The sequence below is a fragment of the Streptomyces sp. NPDC031049 genome (assembly GCF_055571015.1).
In genome coordinates, this window is record NZ_JBVIGC010000001.1 from 303,642 (window position 1) to 327,444 (window position 23,803).

Below are 23,803 nucleotides of genomic sequence, written 5' to 3' on the forward strand. Positions count from 1 at the left end.
CCCCCCCCCCCCCCCCCCCCCCCCCCCCCCCCCCCCCCCCCCCCCCCCCCTCCCTCCCCCCCCCCCCCCCCCCCCCCCCCCCCCCCCCCCCCCCCGGGGCGTTGCTCGGTGGGCGGCCCGGCGTCAGGCCTTCGAGACGCCGGTGTCGTCCTGCTCCAGGCCCTTGAGGCCCGGGTCCAGCACGACGTCCTCGTCGCGGGCCGCGACCGTCGGGTCCTCCGGGAAGTGGCACGCCGTCAGGTGGCCCGCACGGTTGCCGGAGATCTGGACGAGCGGCGGCTCCTCGGTCGCGCACTTGTCCTGCGCCTTCCAGCACCGGGTGCGGAAGCGGCAGCCGGACGGCGGCATGATCGGCGAGGGCACGTCACCGGCGAGGCGGATGCGCTCCCGGTTCTCCGCCTCGTCGTCCATGGCCACCTCTGGCACGGCCGACAGCAGGGCGTGCGTGTAGGGGTGGCGCGGGCGGTTGTAGATGGAGTCGCGGTCGCCGACCTCGACCACCTTGCCCAGGTACATCACGGCCACGCGCTGCGAGAAGTGCCGGACCACCGCCAGGTCGTGGGCGATGAACAGGAAGGCGATGCCCAGCTCTTCCTGGACCTTCTGGAGCAGGTTGACGACCTGGGCCTGGATGGACACGTCGAGCGCGGAGACCGGCTCGTCGGCCACGATCAGCTTCGGGTTGAGCGCGAGCGCCCGGGCGACGCCGATGCGCTGGCGCTGGCCGCCGGAGAACTCGTGCGGGAAGCGGTTGTAGTGCTCGGGGTTGAGGCCGACCAGCTCCAGCAGCTCGCGGACCTTCTTCTCCCGGCCGCCGGGCGGCTCGATCCCGTTGACCTCCATCGGCGACCGGATGATGGTGCCGACGGTCTGCCGCGGGTTCAGCGACGAGTACGGGTCCTGGAAGATCATCTGGATCTCGGACCGCACCGGCGCCAGCTGCCTTCGCGAGGCGTGCGTGATGTCCCGGCCCGCGTACTCGATCTTGCCGCCGGTCGGCTCCAGCAGCCGGGTGATGAGCCGGCCCGTGGTCGACTTGCCGCAGCCGGACTCGCCCACCAGGCCGACGCTCTCGCCGACGCCGACGGTCAGGTCGACGTTGTCGACGGCCTGGACCGCGCCGACCTTCCGCTTGATCGGAAAGCCGCCGTAGATGGGGAAGTGCTTGGTCAGGCCCTCCACCTTGAGCAGCGTCTCGGTCGACGCTCCGGTGGAGCCCTGCTGTGCGGGGAGGGTGAGGTTGTCGCTCATGTCTCGGATCTCTCCCTAGCGCAGCCGGGGCTGGATCGTGTCGATGAAGATGGACTGCTTCTGCTCCGCCGTCAGATGGCAGGCAGACGCACGCCCCGCGCCCAGCGGCGGGCGCTCGGTGCTGCACCGGTCACCGGACACCTCGCCGGTGAAGGCGCAGCGCGGGTGGAAGGGGCAGCCGGACGGCGGGTTGAGCAGGCTGGGCGGGGACCCGGGGATCGGGGTGAGCTGCTGCTCGGTGCTGCTGCTCAGGCGCGGCATGGAGCTGAGCAGACCCCAGGTGTAGGGGTGCCTCGGCGCGCGCAGCACCTCGCGCACGCTGCCGCGCTCCACGGCCCGGCCGGAGTACATCACCAGCAGGTCGTCGGCCATGTCGGAGATGACGCCGAGGTCGTGGGTGATGAAGATGATCGCCGAGCCGAACTCCTGCTGGAGGTCCTTGAGCAGGTCGAGGATCTGCGCCTGGACCGTCACGTCCAGGGCGGTGGTCGGTTCGTCGGCGATCAGCAGGTCGGGGTCGCAGACCAGGGCCATGGCGATCATCGCGCGCTGGCGCATACCGCCGGAGAACTGGTGCGGGTAGTCGTCCACCCGGGACTTGGGCTGCGGGATGCCGACCTTGGTCAGCATCTCGATCGCCCTCTCCCGCGCCTCCTTCTTGGAGGCGCCGGTGTGCTTCATGAACGGCTCGGCGATCTGCCGGCCGATCGTGTAGTAGGGCGACAGCGCCGTCAGCGGGTCCTGGAAGATCATCGCGACCTTGTTGCCGCGGAGCTTCTCCAGTTCCTTCTCGGTCGCGGTCACCAGTTCCTGGCCGTCGAGGACGATCTCGCCCTCCACGGTGGTGGTCTTGCGGTTGTGCAGGCCGAGCACCGTCAGGTTGGTGACCGACTTGCCGGATCCCGACTCGCCCACGATGCCGAGGGTCTTGCCGCGTTCGACGTCGAAGGACAGCCCGTCGACCGCCTTGACGATGCCGTCCTCGGTGGAGAACCGCACCCGCAGGTCGCGGACCGAGAGGAAGGCCTCGGACCCGGTCGGGGCCTTCTCGCCTTCGGTCTTGGTCAGTGTGGTCACGGTAGTTCTCCTAGCTGAGGCGCACGCGCGGGTCGATGTATGCGTAGACGACGTCCACGATGATGTTCAGAAGCAGGATGAAGAAGGCTCCGAACAGCATGACGCCCATCGTCACCGGAAGGTCCTTGGTCAGCGACGAGTCGACGGCGAGGCGGCCGATGCCGGCCAGGTCGAACGTGAACTCGGTGACCACCGCGCCGGACAGCAGGGCGCTGAGGTCGATGCCGAGGATGGTGACGATCGGGATGAGCGAACCGCGCCAGGCATAGCGGAAGAAGACGTACCGCTGGCGCATGCCCTTGGCGCGCGCGGTGCGGACGTGCTCCTCCTGAAGCTGCTCGATCATGGTCGAGCGGGACATACGAGTGTACTGGGCCGTGAAGATCGTGGCCATCACGAGCCAGGGGATGAGCATGCCGAGCGCCCAGGTGCCCGGGTTCTCGGTGAACGGGTGGTACTTCGGGTTCTCCATCCAGCCGGTGCTGTAGACGAAGATGCCGAGGGCGACCGGGCCGAGCAGGTAGATCTGGAAGGAGCTGAGCAGGATCGAGGCCCCGCTGACGAACTTGTCGACCATCGTGCCGCGCTTCCAGGCGGCGAGCAGACCCGCGCCGAGACCGACGGCCAGGAAGATCACCAGGCCACCGACGGTCAGCGACAGCGTGAGCGGGAAGCGGTCGATGATGGAGTCCCAGACGAACTCGCCGGTGTCGAAGGAGACACCCAGGCAGGGTGCCGAGCAGTGCCCCTGCGGGAAGTCCCGGCCGGAGACGATGCCCATCATGAACTCCCAGAACTGGGTGGTGATGGGCTTGTCCAGACCGAGGTTCTCGCGGATCACCGCGATGTTCTCGGGGGTGCAGTTCTTGCCGCAGGACAGCTGCGCGAAGTCCTGAGGGATCGTATAGAACAGGAAGAACGTGAAGGCGCCGATCAGGAACATGATGACGACGGCGCCGATCAGCCTGCGGATGAGGAACTGAAGCATGGCGGGTGGATGCTCTCTTCGAAACGCGGCGGCAGGGAGGGGGTACCGTCCGCGGGGGTGCGCTCCGCCTGGCGCGCACCCCCGCGGTCAGCCGGGCTGACGGATTACGGCTGCTTCACGAACAGGTCGTTGATGTCGACGTAGCTCGACTCGACGCTGTACTTCGCGCCACCGACGTTCGATCCGACGAGCTGGATGGTCTTGGAGTAGTAGACCGGGGCCGCCGGGTTGATCTCCTCCACGATGCGGTGGTGGGCCTGCTCCCAGGTCTTGGCCGCCTCCTCGGGCTGCTGCTTCAGAGCCTTCTGGATCAGCTCGTTGACCTGCTTGTCGTTGACGTGCGAGTAGTTCGACGCACCGTCGGCGACCAGCTCACCGTCGTAGACCGGGGTGATGACCGTGGACGGCGACGGCCAGTCCTGGCCCCAGCCGGTCATGTAGAGGTCGTACGGGTTGTCCAGCTTGCCGACCTGCTCGTAGAAGCTGGCCCGGTCGATCTCCTTGGCCTGGACGTCGAAGCCGAGCTTCTCCAGGGTGTCCCGGACGATGACCTGCTGGGCCTGGCCACGCGGGGTGTTGGAGTAGGCGTAGGTGAGCTTCGCGCCCTTCTCGACACCCGCCTCCTTCAGCAGCTGCTTGGCCTTCTCCAGGTCGCCGTTGGGCTTCTTCAGCTTGCCGAACGGGTCGTAGGTCGGGTCGAAGCCCGGCAGGGTCGGGGCGAGCAGGCCGCCGGCGACCTCACCGCCGTAGCGGCCACCGTCCGCCTGGACCATGGACTGGCTCGGCATCGCGTGGGCGATGGCGTCGCGGACCTTCTTGTCCTTCATCCGGTCCAGGTTGAAGGTCATCTGCCAGACGTAGGGCTGGTAGCCCTGGATGGTGCGCTTCTTGGCCGCCGCGTCGCCGATGACGGTCTGGAGCTGCGCCGGGTCCACGGTGTCCGTGAACTGGATGGCGTTCTTCGCCTCGCCCTGGTCGGCGATCAGACGCTTGGTCTGGCTGGCCTGGTCGATGGTGAAGGTGAAGTTGTAGCCGTCGACGTACTGGTGGCGCACCGGGTCCGTCTTCGGGTCCCACTGGTCGTTCTTGACCAGCTTGAGGGACTTGCCGGGCTTGTACTCGGCGAGCTTGTAGGGGCCGAGGGCCGCCGGGGCGTCGTCGTACTTCTCCTTCGTGTCCTGCTTCTCGGGCACGATGGAGTAGCCGGCCATCGCCAGGGCCTGCGGCAGGTCCGGGCGCGGCTGGTCGAACTTGAAGACGACGGTCTTGTCGTCCGGGGTCTCCAGGACGGAGTCCGGCAGGTGCTTGCCCTTGTACGGGCCGTCCGGCAGCGCCTTGCGGTAGTCGGAGCCGGAGAGCCAGGACTGGACGTAGGTCGGGCCGTCGAAGATGACCTTGGAGTACAGGCGCTCGATGGTGTGGCGGACGTCGGCCGAGGTGATCTCGTTGCCGTCCTCGTCCTTGATGCCGTCCTTGAGCTTGTACGTCCAGGTCTTGCCGCCGTCGGAGGACTGACCGGAGTCGGTGGCGATGTCGCCGACGACGGTCAGGTTGCCCTTGTCGTCCTCCTGGAAGTTGGTCAGACCGCGGTGGATCAGGTTGGAGAACTGGCCCGCGTCGCTGACGTAGATCTGGCCCGGGTCCATGTGGGTCAGGTCCGACTGCATGTAGACGTTGATGAAGCCACCGGTCTTGGCCCCGGCGACCTCCTCGGCCGGCCCGTTCGAAGCCGCGGCGTCGGCGTAGGCGACAGGCTTCTGCTGCTCGGCAGCGTCCTTCTGGGACTTGGAGTTGTCCTTGCCCTTGCTGCCACCACCGTCGCCGGAGCAACCGGTGAGCGCCAGCGAGCCGGCGACGATGGCCACGGCTATGGCGCGCGCAGTGCGCGTTCTGATGGGCTTCATGATGCCGATGCACCTACCTGTCGTTTGTTGTCCACGAGTGCTGCCTGACGGTCCGGTCACCCGGCACGGGGGCGGCAGCTCCCCCACCCACCAAAGGACGGTTAGCGTCCGGTCTTGGGGTCGAATGCGTCCCGGACGGAGTCGCCGAGAAGGTTGAAGGCGAGTACGAAGATCACCAGCGCCGCTCCCGGCCAGAACAGGAACATCGGGTCCTGCTCGTACACCTCGGTGCCGGTGGCGAACATGCGGCCCCAGTCCGGGGTGGGCTCGACGAACCCCACACCGATGAAGGAGAGGAAGGCGATGTTGAGGATCGTGCTCGGCAGGATGTAGGTGGCCTGCACCAGGATCGGCGTCACGATGTTCGGGAGGATCTCCTTGCGCACGATACGCCAGGGAGAGGCTCCGGAGACCTTCGCCGCCTCCACGAACTCCCGCTCGCGGAGCGAGAGTACCGAACTGCGGACCAGACGGGACAGACCCATCCAGCCGAGGAACCACATCACCAGGACGATGGCCACGGCCCTCAGGTAGGTCGGCGTCTCGTCCGTGGGGGAGACGAACAGCGCCGTCACCACCGGCATGAACGCGATGAAGAACAGCTGCTGCGGGAAGCCGAGGAAGAAGTCGGTGACCCGGCCCAGCCAGTAGTCGACCCGGCCGCCGAAGTAGCCGCCGACCATGCCGATGATCACGCCGGTGAGGACGCTGAACAGCGTCACGACCACCGCCATGTAGAGCGAGGTGCGCATGCCGTAGAGCAGCATGGTGAACACGTCACGCCCCAGCTTGGGCTCGACGCCGAACCAGAACTCGCCCGACATGCCGCCGAAGGAACCGGTCGGCATGGCGAAGTCGTCCAGCAGGAACGGGTAGTCGGGCTCCTGCGCGTACAGCGTGTAGGGGTCCTTGCCGTACAGCTTGGAGATGACCGGGGCAAGGGCGGCAACCACGAAGAAGAAAATCACCACGCACGCGGAGATGACTCCGGTACGGTCTCGCTTGAAGCGTTGCCACATCAACTGGCCGGGGGAACGACCCTCGGGCTGCTTCTCGCCCTTGGTGGCGACCTCGGTGGCCGTCTCCAGCTCAGGGTCCAAGGCAGCCGTGGACCCGGAGCCCTCGGCCTTGGTTGGACTGGTCATGTGTGTTCTTCCCCCGGGGGATGGAGAGTTGAGCGCAGCACAGATACCGGCAGGTTCTGTGGTTTGGGGGAACTTTCGCCAAGCGACTCAACGCGCGTCAAGGGCGGAAGACACAGGGATCTCCCTACCTTCCATATTTTGAGCAAAAATTGCAGCGATCGACACCTGAGCGCGCTTGACAGCTGATCCTTACATCGAGCCAATCGGACATACAGGGAAGATTTTTCGTTTACCTGTCCGAAACTTGATCACCAGATCACCGGTATGCGAACAGCGTCCGACGGCACACCAAAGGCCCGGCTCGCCTCCCGAGAAGGACGCGAAACCGGGCCTCCGGTCCGTCACCCGGCGTGACCGGCCGGGTGTCAGCTGTGCTTGGCGCGGCTGGCGGCGCGGGCGCGCTCGCGCTGGTCCAGCACCACCTTACGGATGCGGACCGCCTCCGGGGTCACCTCGACGCACTCGTCGTCGCGGCAGAACTCCAGGGACTGCTCCAGCGACAGCTTGCGCGGCGGCACGATCGACTCGGTCACGTCGGCCGTGGACGACCGCATGTTGGTGAGCTTCTTCTCCTTGGTGATGTTGACGTCCATGTCGTCGGAGCGAGAGTTCTCGCCGACGATCATGCCCTCGTACACCTCGGTGCCGGGCTCGACGAACAGCACGCCGCGCTCCTGAAGGTTCGTCATCGCGAAGGCGGTGACGGCGCCGGACCGGTCGGCGACCAGCGAGCCGTTGTTACGGGTCGTCAGCGTGCCGAACCAGGGCTCGTGGCCCTCGTGGATGGAGTGCGCGATACCGGTGCCCCGGGTCTGCGTCAGGAACTCCGTCCGGAACCCGATCAGCCCCCGCGAGGGCACCACGAACTCCATCCGCACCCAGCCGGAGCCGTGGTTGGACATGTTGTCCATCCGGCCCTTGCGGACGCCCATGAGCTGCGTGACGGCGCCCATGTGCTCCTCGGGCACGTCGATGGTCATCCGCTCGACGGGCTCGTAGACCTTGCCGTCGACGTCCTTGGTGACGACCTGGGGCTTGCCCACGGTCAGCTCGTACCCCTCCCGGCGCATGGTCTCCACCAGGATCGCCAGGGCCAGCTCACCGCGGCCCTGGACCTCCCAGGCGTCGGGCCGGTCGGTGTCCAGCACCCGCAGGCTGACGTTGCCGATCAGCTCACGGTCGAGCCGGTCCTTGACCTGGCGGGCGGTGACCTTGCGGTCCTTGACGGCGGCCTTGGCGTCGGCGCCCTTGCCGGTGCCGCCGCGGCCCACCAGCGGCGAGGTGTTCGTGCCGATGGTCATGGAGATCGCCGGCTCGTCGACGGTGATCAGCGGCAGCGCGACGGGGCTCTCCGGGTCGGCCAGGGTCTCGCCGATCATGATGTCCGGGATGCCGGCGACGGCGCAGATGTCACCGGGCCCGGCCTTCTCGGCCGGCTTGCGGGTCAGCGCCTCGGTCATCATCAGCTCGGAGATCCGCACGCTGGTGACGGACCCGTCGCGCTTCATCCACGCGACCGTCTGCCCCTTCTTCAGCTCGCCCTGGTGCACGCGCAGCAGCGCGATACGGCCGAGGAAGTTGTCCGCGTCGAGGTTGGTGACGTGGGCCTGGAGCGGGGCGCCCTCGTCGTAGGACGGGGCCGGGATGGTGTCCAGGATCGTGGAGAAGAACGGCTCCAGGCTGTCGGAGTCCGACGGGACGGTGCCGTCGTCCGGCTTGGTCAGCGAGGCGATGCCGTCACGGCCGCAGGCGTAGACGATCGGGAACTCGATCTGGTCCTCGTCGGCGTCCAGGTCCAGGAACAGGTCGTAGGTCTCGTTGACGACCTCGTCGATCCGGGAGTCCGGGCGGTCCGTCTTGTTGATGCACAGGATGATCGGCAGCCGCTGCTGGAGCGCCTTGCGCAGGACGAAGCGGGTCTGCGGCAGCGGGCCCTCGGAGGCGTCGACCAGCAACACGACCCCGTCCACCATCGACAGACCGCGCTCGACCTCGCCGCCGAAGTCGGCGTGGCCGGGGGTGTCGATGATGTTGATGGTGATCGGGTCCCCGCCGTCCTTGGGGTGATACTTCACCGCCGTGTTCTTGGCGAGGATCGTGATGCCCTTCTCACGCTCCAGGTCGTTCGAGTCCATCATGCGGTCGTCGACGGAGTCGAGCTGGTGGGCGGCGAAGGCACCGGCCTGCTTCAGCATGCCGTCGACGATGGTGGTCTTGCCGTGGTCGACGTGGGCGACGATGGCGACGTTGCGGATGTCGTGACGCGTTGCAGTCACAGCCATATTGCGGCGTTCTCCCGGAGTGGTGAGGACGGCTCTCGCGTACGTCCGTGTTACGCGGGCCCTGCCGGGCGGAACATGCCACGGCCTCACCCCATGGTACGGGGCCGCCGCGGCTCGGGCCGCGCGGGAGGGTTGGGGCGGGGCCGGCCGGCGTCGGGGGCGTTGCGGCAGCCCGGCGGAACGGGGTGCCGCCCGCTGCTGCGCCGCAGCAGAAGCACGAGCCGCACCCCCCGTCCCGCTCAGACCCCGTGTCTCAGTTGTCGGACGGGCTCGGCCGGGAGCCTGCGGTGCCCTTCTTCAGGTAGCCCATGTCCTCGTACACCGGTGTCTCGAAGCCGAAGGCCCCCGTGTTGACGAGGTTCTTGCGGGCCGCGACCAGCTCGGGGCGCTGATACAGCGGGATCGACCCGGCCGCCGCCCAGATCCGGGAGTCCGCCTTGCGCAGCAGCTCGCGGAGCTTCTTCTCGTCCAGCGTGCCGAGCGCCTGGTCGAAGAGCTGGTCGACCTGGTCGGTACCGACCCGCGTGTAGTTCTGCCCGACGTTCAGGGAGCCGTCGGCGGCCGGGACGGGCTTGGCGTAGATCGGGCGGGCGTCGGTCGCCGGGTAGGCCGAGGCCGGCCAGGAGTACAGCGCCAGGTCGTACTCGCCCGACGCCACGTGGTCCTTGAAGTAGCTCTCGTCCGGCACCTTGGTGATGTCCGTCCGGATGCCGACCTTCTTCAGCATCCCGGCGATCCGGTCGGCCACCGTCCGCAACGACTCCGCCCCGTCCCCCGACGGCACGACGAACCGGAGCGTCAGCGCCTTGCCGTCCTTGGCCAGCGGCGCCGACGCCGCCCCGGCCGGAGCCGCGGTGCCCTTCGGGGCGTAGGCCCCGGGAGCCCCGCCCTGCGCCTTCCGGTCGTGCCGGTCGCCGCCCTCGCCGTCCCCGCTCCGGCCACCACCGTCGCCGTCGTCGTTTCCGTCGCCTTCGCCGTCACCGGCTCCGTCACCGGGCTTGTCGTCCTCGCCCACGATGTACGTCCCGTCGCCCCCACCCGCCGACTGCCCGTCCTGCCCGGCGTCGCCGTCCCCCGTCTCGGCCCCGGCCGCCTTCTCCCCCTCGCCCTCGCCCTTCTTCCGCTTCTCGACCGGCCCGCCCGGCACCCACCCCGCGTCCGCCAGCAGCGCCCGCGCCTCCTTCACGTCCTGGTCGCCCAGCGCCCCGCTGCCGTCGGCGTACGCCTCCTGCCCGGACAGCGCGACGTGACTGCCGACGGGCTCGGTGGGCAGTCCCAGCGGCCCCAGGACGGCCTCGGCCAGCGCGTCCCGGTCGATGGCCCGCGCCACGGCCCTGCGGACCCGCTCGTCGGCGAGCGGTCCCCCGGCCCCGTTCAGCGCGAGCTGCGTGTAGGCGGGCTCCAGCGACTTGCGGACCTCGTAACGCGCCAGCGCCTTGTTCCGCCGCTCGGCCTCGGCCAGGGCCTCGCGCCGCTCCTCCCGCGCCAGGCTCTCCTCGTACGCGGCCTCCTCGTCGGACCCGTTGACGACGGCCCACGAGCGCAGCGCCTCCGCGGCCGACCGCCCCTCCGGCCCGCCGAGGGACACACCCCCACCACCGGACCCGCGACCGGACCCACCGCCGAACCCCTCACCGGACGGCCCCATCAGCGGTGCCCCGGACCGCTCACCACCCGGCGGTGCCGCCGCCACGTCGACCCGCCGCGCCGCCCCCGGATCGATCTCGGCCAGATCGATTCCGCCCGCCACCAGCGCCGCGACCCGCTTGTCGCGCGGCACGGCCTTCAGCACGATCTCCGACAGCTTCGGCGGCTCCCCCCACCAGCGCGGATTGCGGACGAGGACGACCTCGTCGGCGTCCCGGTCGACCTCCTTGACGCCGAAGGGCCCGGCGGTGACCTTCAGCTTCCGCCGCGCGCTGTCGTTGAAGGCGTCCGGCGTCCCGGTGACCTCCTTGGGGTACAGCGGCGTGAACAGCGACCTCCAGTCGGCGTAGGGCCGGCTGAAGGTGACCCTGACCTCCAGGTCACTGGCCCCGCGCTCGATCTTCTCGATGCGGTCGTACCCGGCGTTGCGCGCGGTCCAGTAGGCGGTGTCCTTGCCGGACAGCGCACGCCACTGCGCGGCGAAGTCGGCGGCGCCGATCTCCCGGCCGTCGCTCCAGACGGCCTGCTGATTGAGCTTGTACAGCACGACCTGCTTGGGCTCGGTCTCCACGACCTTCGCCGACTCCAGGTAGTCCGGGTTGCGCACCGGACGCCCGCGCTCGTCCATCCGGTACATCGACGGCAGCACGGCCTCGGCGACGCGCCTGGTGGTGGCGTCGGCGTCGGACTGGAAGGTGTTCAGGGTGCCCGGCACGGAGTCCACGGCCCAGCGCAGGGTGCCGCCGTCGGCGATCCGCGCCCGGGCCGCCGCCGCGATGTCCTGGCCGGCCAGCGGCTTGCCCGAGGGGTCCTCGGAGCTGCATCCGGAGAGCGCGGGGACCGCGAGCACCCCCGCGGTGAGGAAGGCGACCGAGCGCATCACCGCGCGCGGTCCGACGCCGACGTGGGACATCTCTGCTACCTCCGGAAAGCCGCGAGAGTTATGATCCGTTTTGGCGGTATATAAAGTTGATCATTTGTATCCAGATGTATGCCGCCACTGAAGAGGAATCGGTTCAGCAACAGAGGGCGACACGGCGACGACTCCCCGTAAGCCCACCCGTGCGGCGCAACGCACCGGGAAATGCACCCACACGCTCCGGCCAATCGGTGCACATCCCTTCCCACCGCCCGGTGTGACGCGCAACACTCGCAGGCGCATGAACGTCGCCGCCCAGGACCGGCCCGACGCCGCGTCCGACGGAAGTGAGGTCACGTCATGTCCGTGCACGACGAACTGGCAAGGATGCAGCACAGCCTCGACGATCTGAGGCGCTCGCTGAGCCGTCTGGAGCAGCAGATGGGCAGCGGCGGCCTGGAGATCCGCCGGGTCCGCACCGACACCGACCACCTGCGGGAGAGCGTCGCGCTGCTGCGGCAGGCCGCAGCAGCCGCCCCGGAGGCGACGAAGCGGCCCGACCTCGTCACCATCTCCGACGATCCCTACGACCTGTCGTTGTGGACGGACTCGGACGACGAGGGCCTCGGCGCCCGCGACCGCCGGGCTCCCTGACCCCGACCGGCGCGGACCCGGAAACCCCGACCGGACAACACACCCGGAAACCCGACCGGAGTCGCCCAGTGGCCACTGGTACGGAACCCCCAGCCACCGAACCCCATCCCCGTGGCGGCGGCGTCCACGCCCCGACGCGCGCCGCCATCGCCGCCCCGCACCTGCGCACCGACCGCTGGTGGCTGGCACCGGCCGCCACGGCCGCCGGGCTGCTGGCCTTCGTCGTCTACTCGACGTGGCGGGCGTTCGCAGGCGCCGACTACTACGCGGCGCCGTACGTCTCGCCGTTCTACTCCCCGTGCCTGGCGGAGAACTGCGAACCGATGCGGGGCGGCCCCAACTGGGAGATCTTCGGCTCGTGGTGGGGCATCTCCCCCGCGATCATCATCCTGATCTTCCCGCTCGGTTTCCGCCTGACCTGCTACTACTACCGCAAGGCCTACTACCGGGGCTTCTGGGCGTCCCCGCCGGCCTGCGCGGTGGCCGAGCCGCACAAGAAGTACACCGGCGAGACCCGCTTCCCGCTGGTCCTTCAGAACATCCACCGGTACTTCTTCTACGCGGCGATCCTGGTCGCGGGCGTCCTGACCTACGACACCGCACTCGCGTTCCGCGACGAGACGTACGAGTGGGGCCACATGGGCCTCGGCACCCTCGTCTTCCTGGTCAACATCGTGCTGATCTGGGCGTACACGATCTCCTGCCATTCCTGCCGGCACATCGTGGGCGGCAAGCTCAAGCACTTCTCCAAGCACCCGGTGCGCTACCGCATGTGGCAGTGGGTCGGAAAGCTCAACGCCCGGCACATGTCGCTCGCCTGGGCGTCCCTGCTGAGCGTCGCGCTCGCCGACTTCTACGTCTATCTCGTCGCGTCCGGTGTCTTCGAGGATCCGAGGTTCTTCTGATGAGCGTGGTCGACCGGCAGGAATGGGACGTCGTCGTGGTGGGGGCGGGCGGCGCCGGGCTGCGCGCGGCGATCGAGGCCCGCGAGCGGGGCGCCCGTACGGCCGTGATCTGCAAGTCGCTGTTCGGCAAGGCGCACACGGTGATGGCCGAGGGCGGCATCGCCGCGGCCATGGGCAACGTCAACGCCGGCGACGACTGGCGGGTGCACTTCCGCGACACCCTGCGCGGCGGCAAGTTCCTCAACCAGTGGCGGATGGCCGAGCTGCACGCCCGGGAGGCGCCGGACCGGGTGTGGGAGCTGGAGACCTGGGGCGCGCTGTTCGACCGCACCAAGGACGGCCGCATCTCGCAGCGCAACTTCGGCGGCCACGAGTACCCGCGCCTGGCGCATGTCGGCGACCGTACGGGCCTGGAGCTGATCCGCACCCTCCAGCAGAAGATCGTCCAGCTCCAGCAGGAGGACTTCGCCGAGACCGGCGACTACGAGTCCCGCCTGAAGGTCTTCCAGGAGTGCACGGTCACCCGCGTGCTCAAGACTGACGACCGCGTCTCCGGGGTCTTCGGCTACGAGCGCGAGTCCGGCCGCTTCTTCGTCCTCCAGGCGCCCGCCGTGGTCATCGCCACCGGCGGCATCGGCAAGTCGTTCAAGGTGACCTCGAACTCCTGGGAGTACACCGGCGACGGCCACGCGCTGGCGCTGCTGGCCGGGGCGCCGCTGCTGAACATGGAGTTCGTGCAGTTCCACCCCACGGGGATGGTCTGGCCGCCGTCGGTGAAGGGCATCCTGGTCACCGAGTCGGTGCGCGGCGACGGCGGGGTGCTGCGCAACAGCGACGGCAAGCGGTTCATGTTCGACTACATCCCGGACGTCTTCAAGGAGAAGTACGCCGAGACCGAGGACGAGGCCGACCGCTGGTACGACGACCCGGACCACCACCGGCGCCCGCCCGAGCTGCTGCCCCGCGACGAGGTGGCACGGGCGATCAACGCCGAGGTGAAGGAGGGCCGGGGCTCCCCGCACGGCGGTGTCTTCCTGGACGTGTCGACACGGATGCCGGCCGAGGTCGTCAAGCGGCGGCTGCCGTCGATGTACCACCAGTTCAAGGAGCTGGCCGACGTCGACATCACGGCGGAGGCGATGGAGGTCGGGCCCACCTGCCACTACGTGATGGGCGGCATCGCCGTCGACTCCGACACCGCCGCCGCGCGCGGGGTGCCGGGGCTGTTCGCGGCCGGTGAGGTGGCCGGCGGCATGCACGGCTCCAACCGGCTCGGCGGGAACTCGCTGTCCGACCTGCTGGTCTTCGGCCGCCGGGCGGGCCGGTACGCCGCCGAGCACGCGGCGGGGACGGCGGCCGGCGCCCGGCCCCGGGTGGACGACGAGCAGATCGACGCCGCCGCCGCGGAGGCCCTGCGCCCGTTCTCCGCCGAGGCCGGGACCGAGGAGCCGGCCGGCGGCCCGCCGGAGAACCCGTACACCCTCCACCAGGAACTCCAGCAGACGATGAACGACCTGGTGGGCATCATCCGCCGCGAGCCGGAGATGAAACAGGCCCTGGAGAAGCTGGCGGAGCTGCGGGTACGGGCCCGCCGGGCCGGCGTCGAGGGGCACCGGCAGTTCAACCCGGGCTGGCACCTCGCCCTGGACCTGAGGAACATGCTGCTGGTCAGCGAGTGCGTGGCGCGGGCCGCGCTGGAGCGCACCGAGTCCCGCGGCGGGCACACCCGCGAGGACCATCCGTCGATGGACCGCAAGTGGCGCGCCGTCAACCTGCTGTGCCGGCTGGCCGATCCGTCGGACGGGCTGGCGGCGACGGACCCGGTGCGCGGCCAGATCCTCCTGGAGCGGGAGACCACCGAACCCATCCGCCCCGACCTGCTCGCCCTCTTCGAGAAGGAGGAGCTGGTCAAGTACCTCGCCGAAGAGGAGCTGTACGAATGAGCAGCTACCAGGCCCGCTTCAAGGTGTGGCGGGGTGACGCGCAGGGCGGTGGCCTCGAGGACTTCACCGTCGAGGTGAACGACGGCGAGGTGGTCCTCGACATCGTGCACCGGCTCCAGGCGACCCAGGCGCCCGACCTGGCCGTGCGCTGGAACTGCAAGGCCGGCAAGTGCGGTTCGTGCTCGGCGGAGATCAACGGGCGGCCCCGGCTGCTGTGCATGACCCGCATGTCGGTCTTCAGCCGCGAGGAGACGATCACCGTCACGCCGCTGCGGGCCTTCCCGGTCGTGCGGGACCTGGTGACGGACGTCGGCTTCAACTACGCCAAGGCCCGCGAGGTCCCGGCGTTCGTGCCGCCCGCCGGTCTCGGGCCGGGCGAGTACCGGATGATGCAGGAGGACGTGGACCGTCCGCAGGAGTTCCGCAAGTGCATCGAGTGCTTCCTGTGCCAGGACACCTGCCATGTCGTCCGCGACCACGAGGAGAACAAGGCGGCGTTCGCGGGCCCGCGTTTCCTGATGCGGGTCGCGGAGCTGGACATGCATCCGCTGGACGCGGCGGCCGAGGCCGGTCTGGACCGCAAGAGCACGGCCCAGGACGAGCACGGCCTCGGCTACTGCAACATCACCAAGTGCTGCACGGAGGTCTGCCCCGAGGGCATCAAGATCACGGACAACGCCCTGATCCCGCTGAAGGAGCGGGCCGTGGACCGCAAGTACGACCCGCTGGTCTGGCTCGGGAACAAGATCCGCCGGCGGTCCTGACGGCGGCGCCCGGTCACCGGGCCGGGCGGACCCAGTCCTCGGTGTAGGCGGCCCAGTCGGCCTCCGTCGCCGCGAAGTCGATGTAGGCGGCCAGGCCGAAGCGGGCGCGGCCGGCGTCGGTGCGGGACAGGCCGAGGCGGACGCCGCGCACGGCGGCGGGGACGGTCTCGGCGTGGTTCCAGTGGCCGAAGCGGTTCTCGTGGAAGAACGGCAGGCCCATCAGCAGATGCGTGGTGGGCGGGGTGGCCTCCAGGGCGAGCGCGCTCTGCTGGGCGACGTAGCCGCCGTAGGTGCTCTCCAGCGGCTGCATGGTGTCGTACGACATCATCGCGATCTGGTCGACCCGGCGGGCGACCTGGCCGAAGAACCGCTGCGACCACCACTTCGGGTGCCCGGTGAACGTGCCCCACACGGAGTGGAAGCCGGGCAGCGGGTCGATCTGGTGGGCGGCGACCGACAGCTGTGCGCCGTGGGCGCGGGTGACCTCCCGCAGGTCGTCGAGGAGGGACAGGTAGTCGCCGTCGCCGGAGTGCAGCGGCTCCAGGTCGAGGTGGACGCCGTCGTAACCGGCGTCCAGGACCTGGCGGGCGGAGCCGGCGACCGCGGCACGGGTGGCGGCCCGCTCCAGCCGCATGCCGTCGGGGCTCTCGGTGGCCAGCACGTCGCCGAGGAAGGCCTGGACGCGGACGCCGGGCAGTTCCCGGTGCACGCCCTCGATCAGCCACCGCGCCCTCGGGTACCTCGACTCCGGCAGCGTGCCGTCGTGCTCCATCGGTCCGGAGTGCACGTACAGGTCGCGGATGCCGGTGCCCCGCAACCGCCGCGCCAGGGCGTCGAGGTCGGCGTCGTCCTTCCGCCCGTCCACCCAGGCGTGCCCGAGCCAGAGCGCGTCGCGGTTCCTGGTGTACGTGCCGTCGGCCGGATCGCCCGTGTAGTTGACCCGGAGGGCCGCCTCGGCGGCGAGCAGCGGCACGAGGACGACCAGGACGAGCCCGAGGACGCCGCGCCGGACCCACCGGACCGCGCGTCGAGTCCGGCGCCCGCCCCCGGCCGCGCGACCACCGGCCGAGGCGCCGTCGCCGTCGCCGTCGCCGCCGGCGTCGGCGTCGGCGTCGGCGTCGGCGTCGGCGTCGGGCTCGGCGTCGGCGTCGGGCACGGCGTCGGACTCGACGGCCGTCGCCCGTGGTTGGGCCGATGGCTCCCCGGCCGCCTGGGGCTCGGCGGGCGTCGGCTTCTCGGGCGGTGTCGGGGGCGGGTTCTGGCCGCCCCGGTCCTTCGGGATCGCCTCCGGGTCCGTGCGGCTCATCGTCGTGCCCCCTCCGTGTCGGCCGGCCGCCACGGTGCGAAGTGCCGCCGGGGTGGCCGGTGTTGCCCACGGGGACGACCCGGAATGATGTTCCGGTTCCGATCGCCGGGTACGTCGGTGCCGTCAGAACAGGCTCAGCAGGGCCTCCGCCGGGTCCGTCAGGACCGTTTCGCCGCCCGGCAGCGGCAGTTCGAACCACACCGTCTTGCCGCGCGGCGTCCGCCGTGAGCCCCAGGCCGCGCTGAGCAGGCCGACCAGTTGCAGGCCACGGCCGCCCTCGTCGGTGTCGCGGGCGCGGCGGCGGCGCGGCTGGACCAGGCCGGAGTCCCAGACCTCGCAGACCAGGGTGCGGTCGAGCAGCAGCCGGAGCCGGATCTCCCCCTCGCCGTACCGCAGCGCGTTGGTGACCAGCTCGCTGACCAGGAGTTCGGTGGTGTCGACCAGCGGCTCCATGTCCCAGGTGAGCAACTGGGCGCGCGCGTACTCACGGGCCCGGCCCACGCTGCGCGGTTCGCGCGGCAGCGTCCAGTCGCCGACGGACTCGGCGGGCAGGCCCTGCACCCGGGCCATCAGCAGGGCGATGTCGTCCTCGCCGTGGTGGGTGTCGAGGGTGTGCAGGACGTGGTCGCAGACGTCCTCCAACGGGCGCGCCGGATCGGTGAGCGCCCCCACGAAGGCCTGGAGCCCCTCGTCCAGGGGGTGGTCGCGGCTCTCGACCAGGCCGTCGGTGTAGAGCGCGAGCAGGGCGCCCTCGGGCAGTTCGACCTCGACGTCCTCGAAGGGCTCGCCGCCGACGCCGAGCGGCAGACCGGGCGGCACGTCCAGCATCAGCGCGGACTCGCCGGGCTCCACCAGGACCGGCGGCAGATGGCCCGCGTTGGCGAAGGTGCACCGTCTGGTCACCGAGTCGTAGACGGCGTAGACGCAGGTGGCCAGGTAGACCTCGGACAGGTCGGCCTCGCGGGGGCGGCGGGCGGCGCGGGTGGCCTGCTGGACGCCCCCGGGCGCGCCGAGGCCGCGGGCGATCTCGTCCAGCTGGGAGAGCACCTCGGCGGGCTCCAGGTCGAGCAGGGCCAGGGTGCGTACGGCGGTGCGGAGTTCGCCCATGGCGACCGCGGCGCGCAGTCCGCGGCCCATCACGTCGCCGACGACCAGCGCGGTGCGGTGGCCGGGCAGCTCGATGACGTCGAACCAGTCGCCGCCGACTTCGCTGGGCCGGCCGGTGGAGGCGTTGCCGGGCAGATAGCGGCAGGCGATGTCGAGCCCGGAGGCCTCCGGGTCGCCGGGCGGGAGCAGGGACCGCTGGAGTATCAGTGCCCGTTCGTGCTCGCGCCGGTACAGCCGGGCGTTGTCGATGCAGACGGCGGCCCGCGCGGCCAGCTCCACGGCGAGGTCGCGGTCGCGGTCCCCGAACGGTTCGCTGCCCTTGGTCCGGGAGAACTGCACGAGTCCGACCACGGTGTCCTGGGCGACCATCGGCACGGCCAGCGTGGACTGCACCAGGCCGCCGTCCTCGGCGGGCACGGTCCGCGGCCGGGCCGTGCGCAGGGCGTCGGCGCAGGGCGAGTTGAAGGGGTAGTGGTGGACGGAGCCGACCTCGATCTGCTCGCCGGTGCCGTGGAACGGCGCGTCGGACACGGCGCTGGAGAAGGCGACGCGGCGCAGTTCGGCGCTGCCGTCGGCGAGGCCGGGCGGCGTCTCGTCACCGGCCAGCAGACCCTGGTAGAGGTCGACGGTGGCCAGGTCGCAGAAGCCGGGGACGACGACGTCGAGGAGCTGGCGTGCGGTGGTCTCCAGGTCGAGGGAGTTGCCGATGCGGGCGCCCGCCTCGTTGAGGAGGGCGAGATTGCGCCGGGCGGCGGCGGCCTCGCGGGCGGCGGCGCGGCGGGCGGTGATGTCGGTTCCCAGCCAGGCGACGCCGATGGGGCGGCCGGTGCCGCTGTGCACGCGGTAGAGGTTGACGGACCAGTGGCGGCGCTCGTCGGAGTCCGGTGAGCCCGGCACGAAACCCGTGACGTGCATGTCCGTGATGGACTCGCCGGTCTCCAGCACCCGCCGCAGGGTGGCCGCGACGCGGTCGGCCTCGGCGCGCGGCAGGTAGTCGTGGACGCCCTTGCCGCGGTGGTCGTCGGGCGTGCCGCCGAAGACGGAGGCGAAGCGCTGGTTGGCGCGGCGCACCCGCAGGTCGGTGTCGATCAGCAGGAAGCCGAAGGGCGATTGACCGAATATGGCCTGTGAGGCGGCGAGGTCGGTCTCGATGCTGCGCAGGGTGCGGACGTCGACGACGATGCAGACGGCGGCCTTCTCGCCGTCGTCCGTGCGCGTCGGCATGACGTAGACCTCGGCGAGGCCGCGCCGGCCGCGTTCGCCGCGGGCGTCGTCCGGCAGCCGGAAGGAGACGACGCCCGTCCACTCTCGGCCGTCGAGGATTTCGGCCATCTTGCGCTGGCCGCGCTCGCGCAGGTCGGGGTCGATGAAGACCTCTATGGGGTCCACGCCGACGGCGTGCTCCGCGGGAATGCCGAACAGCTGCTCGGCGCGCAGGCTCCACTGGTCGACGAGGCCGTCGGGGCCGATGGAGAAGGACGCGACCTTGATGTAGTCGTAGATGGAGCCGGGCGGACTGCTCTGCCACATGGCGTCCCCGCCCGACGTCACGTCGGACTCCGTGGCCCTCGCTGGTATCTCGCTCACGCGAACCGTCCCCTCCAGCTCACCGCGTCCGGCACCGGTCACCGAAAGGCGGCTGCCCGCAGTATCCAGCACTACGGGGCCGCACGACACGGTGTTCACGATCACAGCACGGTCCCGATGGTTTTTGGACCGGACCGTGACAGCACTCCCAGTCTTCTAACCAGCGGACACGCCGTCGAATCCCACGTCGGGGCAACGGTCTGCGGCTCCGGACCACGGGGTGGCCGGGGCGCCCCCGGATGCGCCCCGGGCGCCGGACCGGCTCCGGGCCGGCACCGGACCGGCTCGGGATCGGCTCCGGGCCGGATCGGCGGACCGTCCGGCTCGGTCCGGCGGCAGGCCCCGCGGCTCAGTCGGGGACGGTGAGTTCGAACCACACGGTCTTGCCCGCCTCGCCCGGCCGGGTGCCCCAGCGGCGGGCCGCGGAGGCCACCAGCTGCAAGCCCCGGCCGCCCTCGTCCTCGGGGTGGGCGACGCGTTCGCGGGGCGGGTCGGGGAGCGGGTCGGAGACCTCCACGAGCAGGACCCCGTCCAGGGGGGCGGGGCGCACCAGACGGACGCCGATGGGACCGGTGGCGTGCCGCAGGGCGTTGGTCACCAGCTCGCTGACGAGCAGGGCGGCGACATCGCCGACGCTGTCCAGGCCCCAGCCGCGCAGCCGCCCGCGGACGAGTGTGCGGGCGGTCCGTACGGCGTCGGGCTGCGCGGGGAAGGTCCACTCCACACAGTCGCCGTCGGTCTCGATCACGCCGATCACTTCCCCGGCCAGCGAGCCCACCCCATGTCCGGTTTCGTGGGGTTAATGGGCACATACCCGATATCCGGGCGGCGGTACCGCGCCGGGCGGCGCACTGTGGCACGAACGGCGTACGGGACGCTCACCCCGCCCCCGGCCCGCGCACGGCGCCCCGCCGCGCGACCTCACGCGCCGGGTGCCGAGAGGCGGGGCGACGGGGCCACGCCCCTCGCGGCCGATCGCCGTTTCCGGCGCCGCCGGCGGCCGGGGCGGTCGGCGCCGCCACCGGCACTGCCCCGGTCGGTCCGGCCGGCCGGCGCCCCTACCGGCGCTGCCCACGGTCGGGCCGCTCAGCCGGCGCCGTCGGTCACGGCGCTGCCGGTCAGCCGGCGCCGCCGGTCAGGCCGCTGTGTGCGAGGGCGGCGCGGACGGCCGGCACGTCCTGGTCCAGCCAGTCCACGTCCCAGACCTCGGCGGGCGCGAGCCAGCGCAGCGCGTCGTGGTCCTCCAGCGCCTCGGGCGCGGGCGAGCCGGGGAGCAGGCGGGCGGTCCACACCCGCAGGACGTACGGGGACCTGAGCGGCCACTGCCCCGGGACCCGTTCCCCGGTCTCGGCCGCCACGCCCAGTTCCTCACGCAGTTCGCGCACCAGGGCCGCCTCGGGTGCCTCGCCGTCCTCGACCTTGCCGCCGGGCAGTTCCCAGCGCCCGGCGAGTTCGGCGGGCGCGCTGCGGCGTGCGGCCAGCAGGCGCCCGCCGTCGAACAGGGCGGCGCCCACCACGATTCGTTCCGTCATGCGCCGGAGCCTACGGTCCCACCGGGCGGTCAGCCGGACCCGCCCGTGCTCTGCTGGCCGATCTTCTCGACCCAGTAGAGCTGCTCGTGCCCGCGTTCGTCGAGGCTGTCGGCGATCCGCTGGGCCTCGGCCCGGGTCGCGTACCTGCCCACGCGGTAGCGATTGCCGTTGTCGTCCTGACGGACGACCAGCCAGGGCAGAGTGACCGTGCCGTCGTTCATCGCGCCCCTCCACTTCCCGCCCGCGGCCCGCGCCGCGCCCCACCCGGTAAGGAAACCGCAATCCGCATATGCCCGAGCCTACGCCTTACCTTCACGCACCGAATACGGCTTTTCACAAAGAGGTACGCAACCAGCCAGAACGCAGGGGGCGCACGGGACCGAACGCGCCGTCCGCCGGGCCGACACAGGCGGTCAGGGGCATACCGGGGAGAGCGGGCCGACCTGCGAGAACGGCCGGATCGGCACGCCAGCACCATGGCGGGCACCGGTCACGGGCGCCCGGTGCCGGGCGGGGAGGCGCACGGCGGGCGTGCGCCATGCCACACCCGGAGGCGAGCCATCCGCCCTGAGCGGGCCGCCGCGCAGGCCCGCACGGGCAGTCCCGCGCGCCTGCGGGCTATCGCACGGGCAGGTGGTACGCCACGCGGTAACGGTCGGCCGGGATCACGATGTCGGCCGTCTCGACCGGGCGCCCCGAGGCGTAGAACGTGCGCTGGACGACCATGACCACGTGTCCGGGGACACCGCCCAGGGCGAGCAGCTCCTCGGCGAGACCGGGGCGGGCGCCGACCTCCTCGGTGACGTTGTCCACGACGATGTCGATGGCGGCCATGCGCTCGACGACGCCCATGCCGCCGAGGGGGCCCTCCTCGGGCAGCATCACGGGCGTGCGGCCCGTCACGGCGAGCGGCTCCCAGGAGGTGGAGAGCATCATCGCCTCGCCGCCCTCCCGGAAGACGTACCGCGTGCGCATCACGCGGTCCCCGGGCTTGATCCCGAGCCGCTCGGCGACGGCGCCGCCGGCCTCGGTCTGCTCGCTGCGGGACTCCCAGGTGCCGCGCACCTCGCCGTCGGCCTGCTCCTGCCGGAAGGGCGTGGCCCCGCCCGCCGGCCGGTACCCGGAGCGGGCGATGCGGCGGGGCACCGGGCGCTCGCGCACATACGTGCCGGAGCCGGAGCGGCCCTCGACCAGCCCCTCCGCCATGAGGACCTTGCGCGCCTCCAGCGCGACGGTGTCCGAGACGCCGTACTCCTCGCGGATGCGGGCCTGGGACGGGAGGCGGGTGTGGGGCGGCAGCAGGCCGTCGACGATCTTCTTGCGGAGATCACCCGCGACGCGCAGGTACGCCGGCTGCTCACCGAATGTCACTGGCCGCTCCCATCAGGTTGTACAGACAGCAACAGCGTGGCAACCGAAGGTTGTGGCGAGCAAGCAAAGGCCAGAGAATCACTCGATGTGATGACTTGTTCGGGCCGGAGGCTTTACGCAGGCACTTTCTCCCCGCTATAGCCGCCGTCACACCTCGATGCCGGAGTCGCCGCCCCCGCCGTCGCCGCCGCCCTCGGCGCCCTCCTCGTAGTCGGGCCGCTCCGTCTCCAGCCCCAGGGCCTTGCGGGCGGTGACGGCCGACTCGCCCTCGACGAGGTCGTAGCCCTGGATGAAGTGCTCGTTGTAGGTGGCGACGTCGGTGGCCTCGGCCGCCTTGCTCCACGCCTGCTCCGCCGTCTCCAGGTCCTCGATCAGATCGGCGACCGGCTGCTCGGCCCCGGCTTCCCAGCCGTGCTTGCGCAGCAGCTCGATCTCCCGGTCGAGCGCCCCGGACACCTGACCCGCCCAGATCCGGTACGCGGCGAAGTCCTCCTCGGCGGACTCCGCTTCGGGCACCTCGTCCATGGCACGGTTGAGGTGTCCCTCCGCGAGCAGGTAGTGGAACTGGTCCCGGTCGAGCGTCTTGGCGTCGTTGCGCAGCGAGCCGGTGAGCGTGCCCCGCTCGTCCGTGCTCCCGAACAGGCAGACGATCTCCCGGTCGCCCGTGCGCCAGCTCTGCGAGGTCGGCGCCAGGTGGTACACGTCGACGTGGGCCGGCAGGGCCCACCGGTCCATGGCGTAGCCGTCCTGGGCGCCGTAGCACTGCTCGTCCGCCCTCCGCGTGATCTCCGCGTCGCCGGGGAAGCGGCCGGCGGGCAGGTCGAAGACGGCGAACACCTCGCCGTCGTGCTCCTTTTCGCAGGAGACCTCGTCGACGTCGTAGGTGACGCCGCTCAGGGAGCCGCTGGGGGTGGTGAAGCAGTCCCCCTCCCGCAGCGTGAAGGCGGAGCCGTCCCCTCGGGCGGCGTCGGTGAAGCCCCGCCAGAACTCGGAGGCGGCACCGGTGCCGAGCGCCACCGCCCACAGCGCCAGCCCCACCGAGGACAGCACGCACCCGGCCACGGCGAAGCCCTTGCCGCGCTCGCCCTTGCGCCGGATCTGCCCCAGCGCGACGAGCCCGAAGACCAGCCCGACGGCCGGCAGGAGGCACAGCAGCCCCAGGACGAACGCGGCGACGGCCAGGCCGTTGACGGAGCGCGGCTGCGGCCACACCGGGTAGGGCTGCGGCCCCCCGGCGTACGGCTGCTGGGGCGGGTACGGGCCGGGCGGCGGCGGTATGGACACAGGTACCGTGCTCCTGACTCGGGCGATGGCGACGGGCCCGCGGCTCGGAGACTCCGCGGGAACTGCCGTACGCCCGTGCGGCGTACGGCCAGCGCATCGTAAGCGGGGAGAACGGTGCGACGGGCGACGGGTCGTCCGCCGGCGGACGCGCCTCGTCCCCGCGGCGGACCGGGTGCCGACCCGGAGCCGTCCCGCGA

General features: G+C 71.0%; 18 protein-coding genes. 4 read left to right on the forward strand and 14 right to left on the reverse strand.

Annotated features, from left to right (window positions below):
• Positions 1–123: 123 nt before the first annotated feature.
• From ACZ45Q_RS01350 to ACZ45Q_RS01380, 7 genes are all read right to left on the reverse strand, one after another.
• The gene (locus ACZ45Q_RS01350; protein ID WP_468253720.1) at positions 124–1,251 is read right to left on the reverse strand and encodes an ABC transporter ATP-binding protein; all 1,128 of its coding nucleotides are present in this window, start codon (positions 1,249–1,251) and stop codon (positions 124–126) included.
• 15 nt (positions 1,252–1,266) lie between these two features.
• Positions 1,267–2,328 (reverse strand): ABC transporter ATP-binding protein, encoded by a 1,062-nt coding sequence (locus ACZ45Q_RS01355; protein ID WP_468253721.1) that lies wholly within the window; start codon positions 2,326–2,328, stop codon positions 1,267–1,269.
• Positions 2,329–2,338: 10 nt separating this feature from the next.
• Positions 2,339–3,316 carry an ABC transporter permease gene (locus ACZ45Q_RS01360; protein ID WP_468253722.1) on the reverse strand — a complete coding sequence of 326 codons (978 nt, stop codon included), beginning with the start codon at positions 3,314–3,316 and terminating at the stop codon, positions 2,339–2,341.
• A gap of 104 nt (positions 3,317–3,420) precedes the next feature.
• Complete coding sequence (locus ACZ45Q_RS01365; protein ID WP_468253723.1) at positions 3,421–5,220, reverse strand: ABC transporter substrate-binding protein; 1,800 nt, start codon at positions 5,218–5,220, stop codon at positions 3,421–3,423.
• Between the two features lie 101 nt (positions 5,221–5,321).
• On the reverse strand, positions 5,322–6,365 hold the full coding sequence (locus ACZ45Q_RS01370) for an ABC transporter permease (protein WP_468253724.1): 1,044 nt from the start codon (positions 6,363–6,365) through the stop codon (positions 5,322–5,324).
• Positions 6,366–6,730: 365 nt separating this feature from the next.
• Positions 6,731–8,647, reverse strand: coding sequence for a translational GTPase TypA (typA, locus tag ACZ45Q_RS01375; protein WP_468253725.1), 1,917 nt, complete (start codon positions 8,645–8,647; stop codon positions 6,731–6,733).
• Between the two features lie 253 nt (positions 8,648–8,900).
• Positions 8,901–11,207: an ABC transporter family substrate-binding protein gene (locus tag ACZ45Q_RS01380; RefSeq protein ID WP_468253726.1), complete on the reverse strand. Its 2,307-nt coding sequence runs from the start codon at positions 11,205–11,207 to the stop codon at positions 8,901–8,903.
• A gap of 306 nt (positions 11,208–11,513) precedes the next feature.
• Here ACZ45Q_RS01380 and ACZ45Q_RS01385 point away from each other — a divergent pair, with 306 nt between their 5' ends.
• The 4 genes from ACZ45Q_RS01385 (at position 11,514) to ACZ45Q_RS01400 (ending at position 15,419) form a co-directional block, all read left to right on the forward strand.
• Positions 11,514–11,807, forward strand: a complete 294-nt coding sequence (locus tag ACZ45Q_RS01385) for a hypothetical protein (protein ID WP_468253727.1) — start codon at positions 11,514–11,516, stop codon at positions 11,805–11,807.
• Between the two features lie 68 nt (positions 11,808–11,875).
• Complete coding sequence (locus tag ACZ45Q_RS01390; protein WP_468253728.1) at positions 11,876–12,712, forward strand: hypothetical protein; 837 nt, start codon at positions 11,876–11,878, stop codon at positions 12,710–12,712.
• Positions 12,712–14,655, forward strand: a complete 1,944-nt coding sequence (locus ACZ45Q_RS01395) for a fumarate reductase/succinate dehydrogenase flavoprotein subunit (protein ID WP_468253729.1) — start codon at positions 12,712–12,714, stop codon at positions 14,653–14,655. Before ACZ45Q_RS01390 ends, ACZ45Q_RS01395 begins: the two co-directional genes overlap by 1 nt.
• Positions 14,652–15,419 carry a succinate dehydrogenase/fumarate reductase iron-sulfur subunit gene (locus ACZ45Q_RS01400; RefSeq protein ID WP_468253730.1) on the forward strand — a complete coding sequence of 256 codons (768 nt, stop codon included), beginning with the start codon at positions 14,652–14,654 and terminating at the stop codon, positions 15,417–15,419. The genes ACZ45Q_RS01395 and ACZ45Q_RS01400 overlap by 4 nt, the downstream gene beginning before the upstream one ends.
• A gap of 13 nt (positions 15,420–15,432) precedes the next feature.
• Here ACZ45Q_RS01400 and ACZ45Q_RS01405 read toward each other — a convergent pair whose 3' ends face one another.
• From ACZ45Q_RS01405 to ACZ45Q_RS01435, 7 genes are all read right to left on the reverse strand, one after another.
• Entirely contained in the window at positions 15,433–16,725 is a 1,293-nt protein-coding gene (locus ACZ45Q_RS01405; protein WP_468253731.1) for a glycoside hydrolase family 18 protein, read from the reverse strand.
• A 123-nt stretch (positions 16,726–16,848) separates the two neighbouring features.
• Positions 16,849–19,419, reverse strand: a complete 2,571-nt coding sequence (locus ACZ45Q_RS01410; RefSeq protein ID WP_468253732.1) for a SpoIIE family protein phosphatase — start codon at positions 19,417–19,419, stop codon at positions 16,849–16,851.
• A 349-nt stretch (positions 19,420–19,768) separates the two neighbouring features.
• Positions 19,769–20,197, reverse strand: coding sequence for an ATP-binding protein (locus ACZ45Q_RS01415; protein WP_468253733.1), 429 nt, complete (start codon positions 20,195–20,197; stop codon positions 19,769–19,771).
• Between the two features lie 340 nt (positions 20,198–20,537).
• Positions 20,538–20,951, reverse strand: coding sequence for a (deoxy)nucleoside triphosphate pyrophosphohydrolase (locus ACZ45Q_RS01420; RefSeq protein WP_468253734.1), 414 nt, complete (start codon positions 20,949–20,951; stop codon positions 20,538–20,540).
• A 29-nt stretch (positions 20,952–20,980) separates the two neighbouring features.
• On the reverse strand, positions 20,981–21,172 hold the full coding sequence (locus ACZ45Q_RS01425; RefSeq protein WP_468253735.1) for an SPOR domain-containing protein: 192 nt from the start codon (positions 21,170–21,172) through the stop codon (positions 20,981–20,983).
• 397 nt (positions 21,173–21,569) lie between these two features.
• Positions 21,570–22,322: a GntR family transcriptional regulator gene (locus ACZ45Q_RS01430; protein WP_468253736.1), complete on the reverse strand. Its 753-nt coding sequence runs from the start codon at positions 22,320–22,322 to the stop codon at positions 21,570–21,572.
• Positions 22,323–22,469: 147 nt separating this feature from the next.
• A complete protein-coding gene (locus ACZ45Q_RS01435) occupies positions 22,470–23,606 on the reverse strand; it encodes a DUF4190 domain-containing protein (protein ID WP_468253737.1) in 1,137 nt (378 codons plus the stop codon).
• Positions 23,607–23,803 lie beyond the last annotated feature (197 nt).

What these genes read in the sequence shown, in the direction of transcription:
- ACZ45Q_RS01380 (WP_468253726.1), bottom strand. Translation starts at nt 11,207, where the DNA reads ATGTCCCACGTCGGCGTCGGACCGCGCGCGGTGATGCGCTCGGTCGCC.
- ACZ45Q_RS01350 (WP_468253720.1), bottom strand. Translation starts at nt 1,251, where the DNA reads ATGAGCGACAACCTCACCCTCCCCGCACAGCAGGGCTCCACCGGAGCG.
- ACZ45Q_RS01405 (WP_468253731.1), bottom strand. Translation starts at nt 16,725, where the DNA reads ATGAGCCGCACGGACCCGGAGGCGATCCCGAAGGACCGGGGCGGCCAG.
- ACZ45Q_RS01385 (WP_468253727.1), top strand. Translation starts at nt 11,514, where the DNA reads ATGTCCGTGCACGACGAACTGGCAAGGATGCAGCACAGCCTCGACGAT.
- ACZ45Q_RS01370 (WP_468253724.1), bottom strand. Translation starts at nt 6,365, where the DNA reads ATGACCAGTCCAACCAAGGCCGAGGGCTCCGGGTCCACGGCTGCCTTG.
- ACZ45Q_RS01425 (WP_468253735.1), bottom strand. Translation starts at nt 21,172, where the DNA reads ATGAACGACGGCACGGTCACTCTGCCCTGGCTGGTCGTCCGTCAGGAC.
- ACZ45Q_RS01360 (WP_468253722.1), bottom strand. Translation starts at nt 3,316, where the DNA reads ATGCTTCAGTTCCTCATCCGCAGGCTGATCGGCGCCGTCGTCATCATG.
- ACZ45Q_RS01400 (WP_468253730.1), top strand. Translation starts at nt 14,652, where the DNA reads ATGAGCAGCTACCAGGCCCGCTTCAAGGTGTGGCGGGGTGACGCGCAG.
- ACZ45Q_RS01365 (WP_468253723.1), bottom strand. Translation starts at nt 5,220, where the DNA reads ATGAAGCCCATCAGAACGCGCACTGCGCGCGCCATAGCCGTGGCCATC.
- ACZ45Q_RS01395 (WP_468253729.1), top strand. Translation starts at nt 12,712, where the DNA reads ATGAGCGTGGTCGACCGGCAGGAATGGGACGTCGTCGTGGTGGGGGCG.
- typA (WP_468253725.1), bottom strand. Translation starts at nt 8,647, where the DNA reads ATGGCTGTGACTGCAACGCGTCACGACATCCGCAACGTCGCCATCGTC.
- ACZ45Q_RS01420 (WP_468253734.1), bottom strand. Translation starts at nt 20,951, where the DNA reads ATGACGGAACGAATCGTGGTGGGCGCCGCCCTGTTCGACGGCGGGCGC.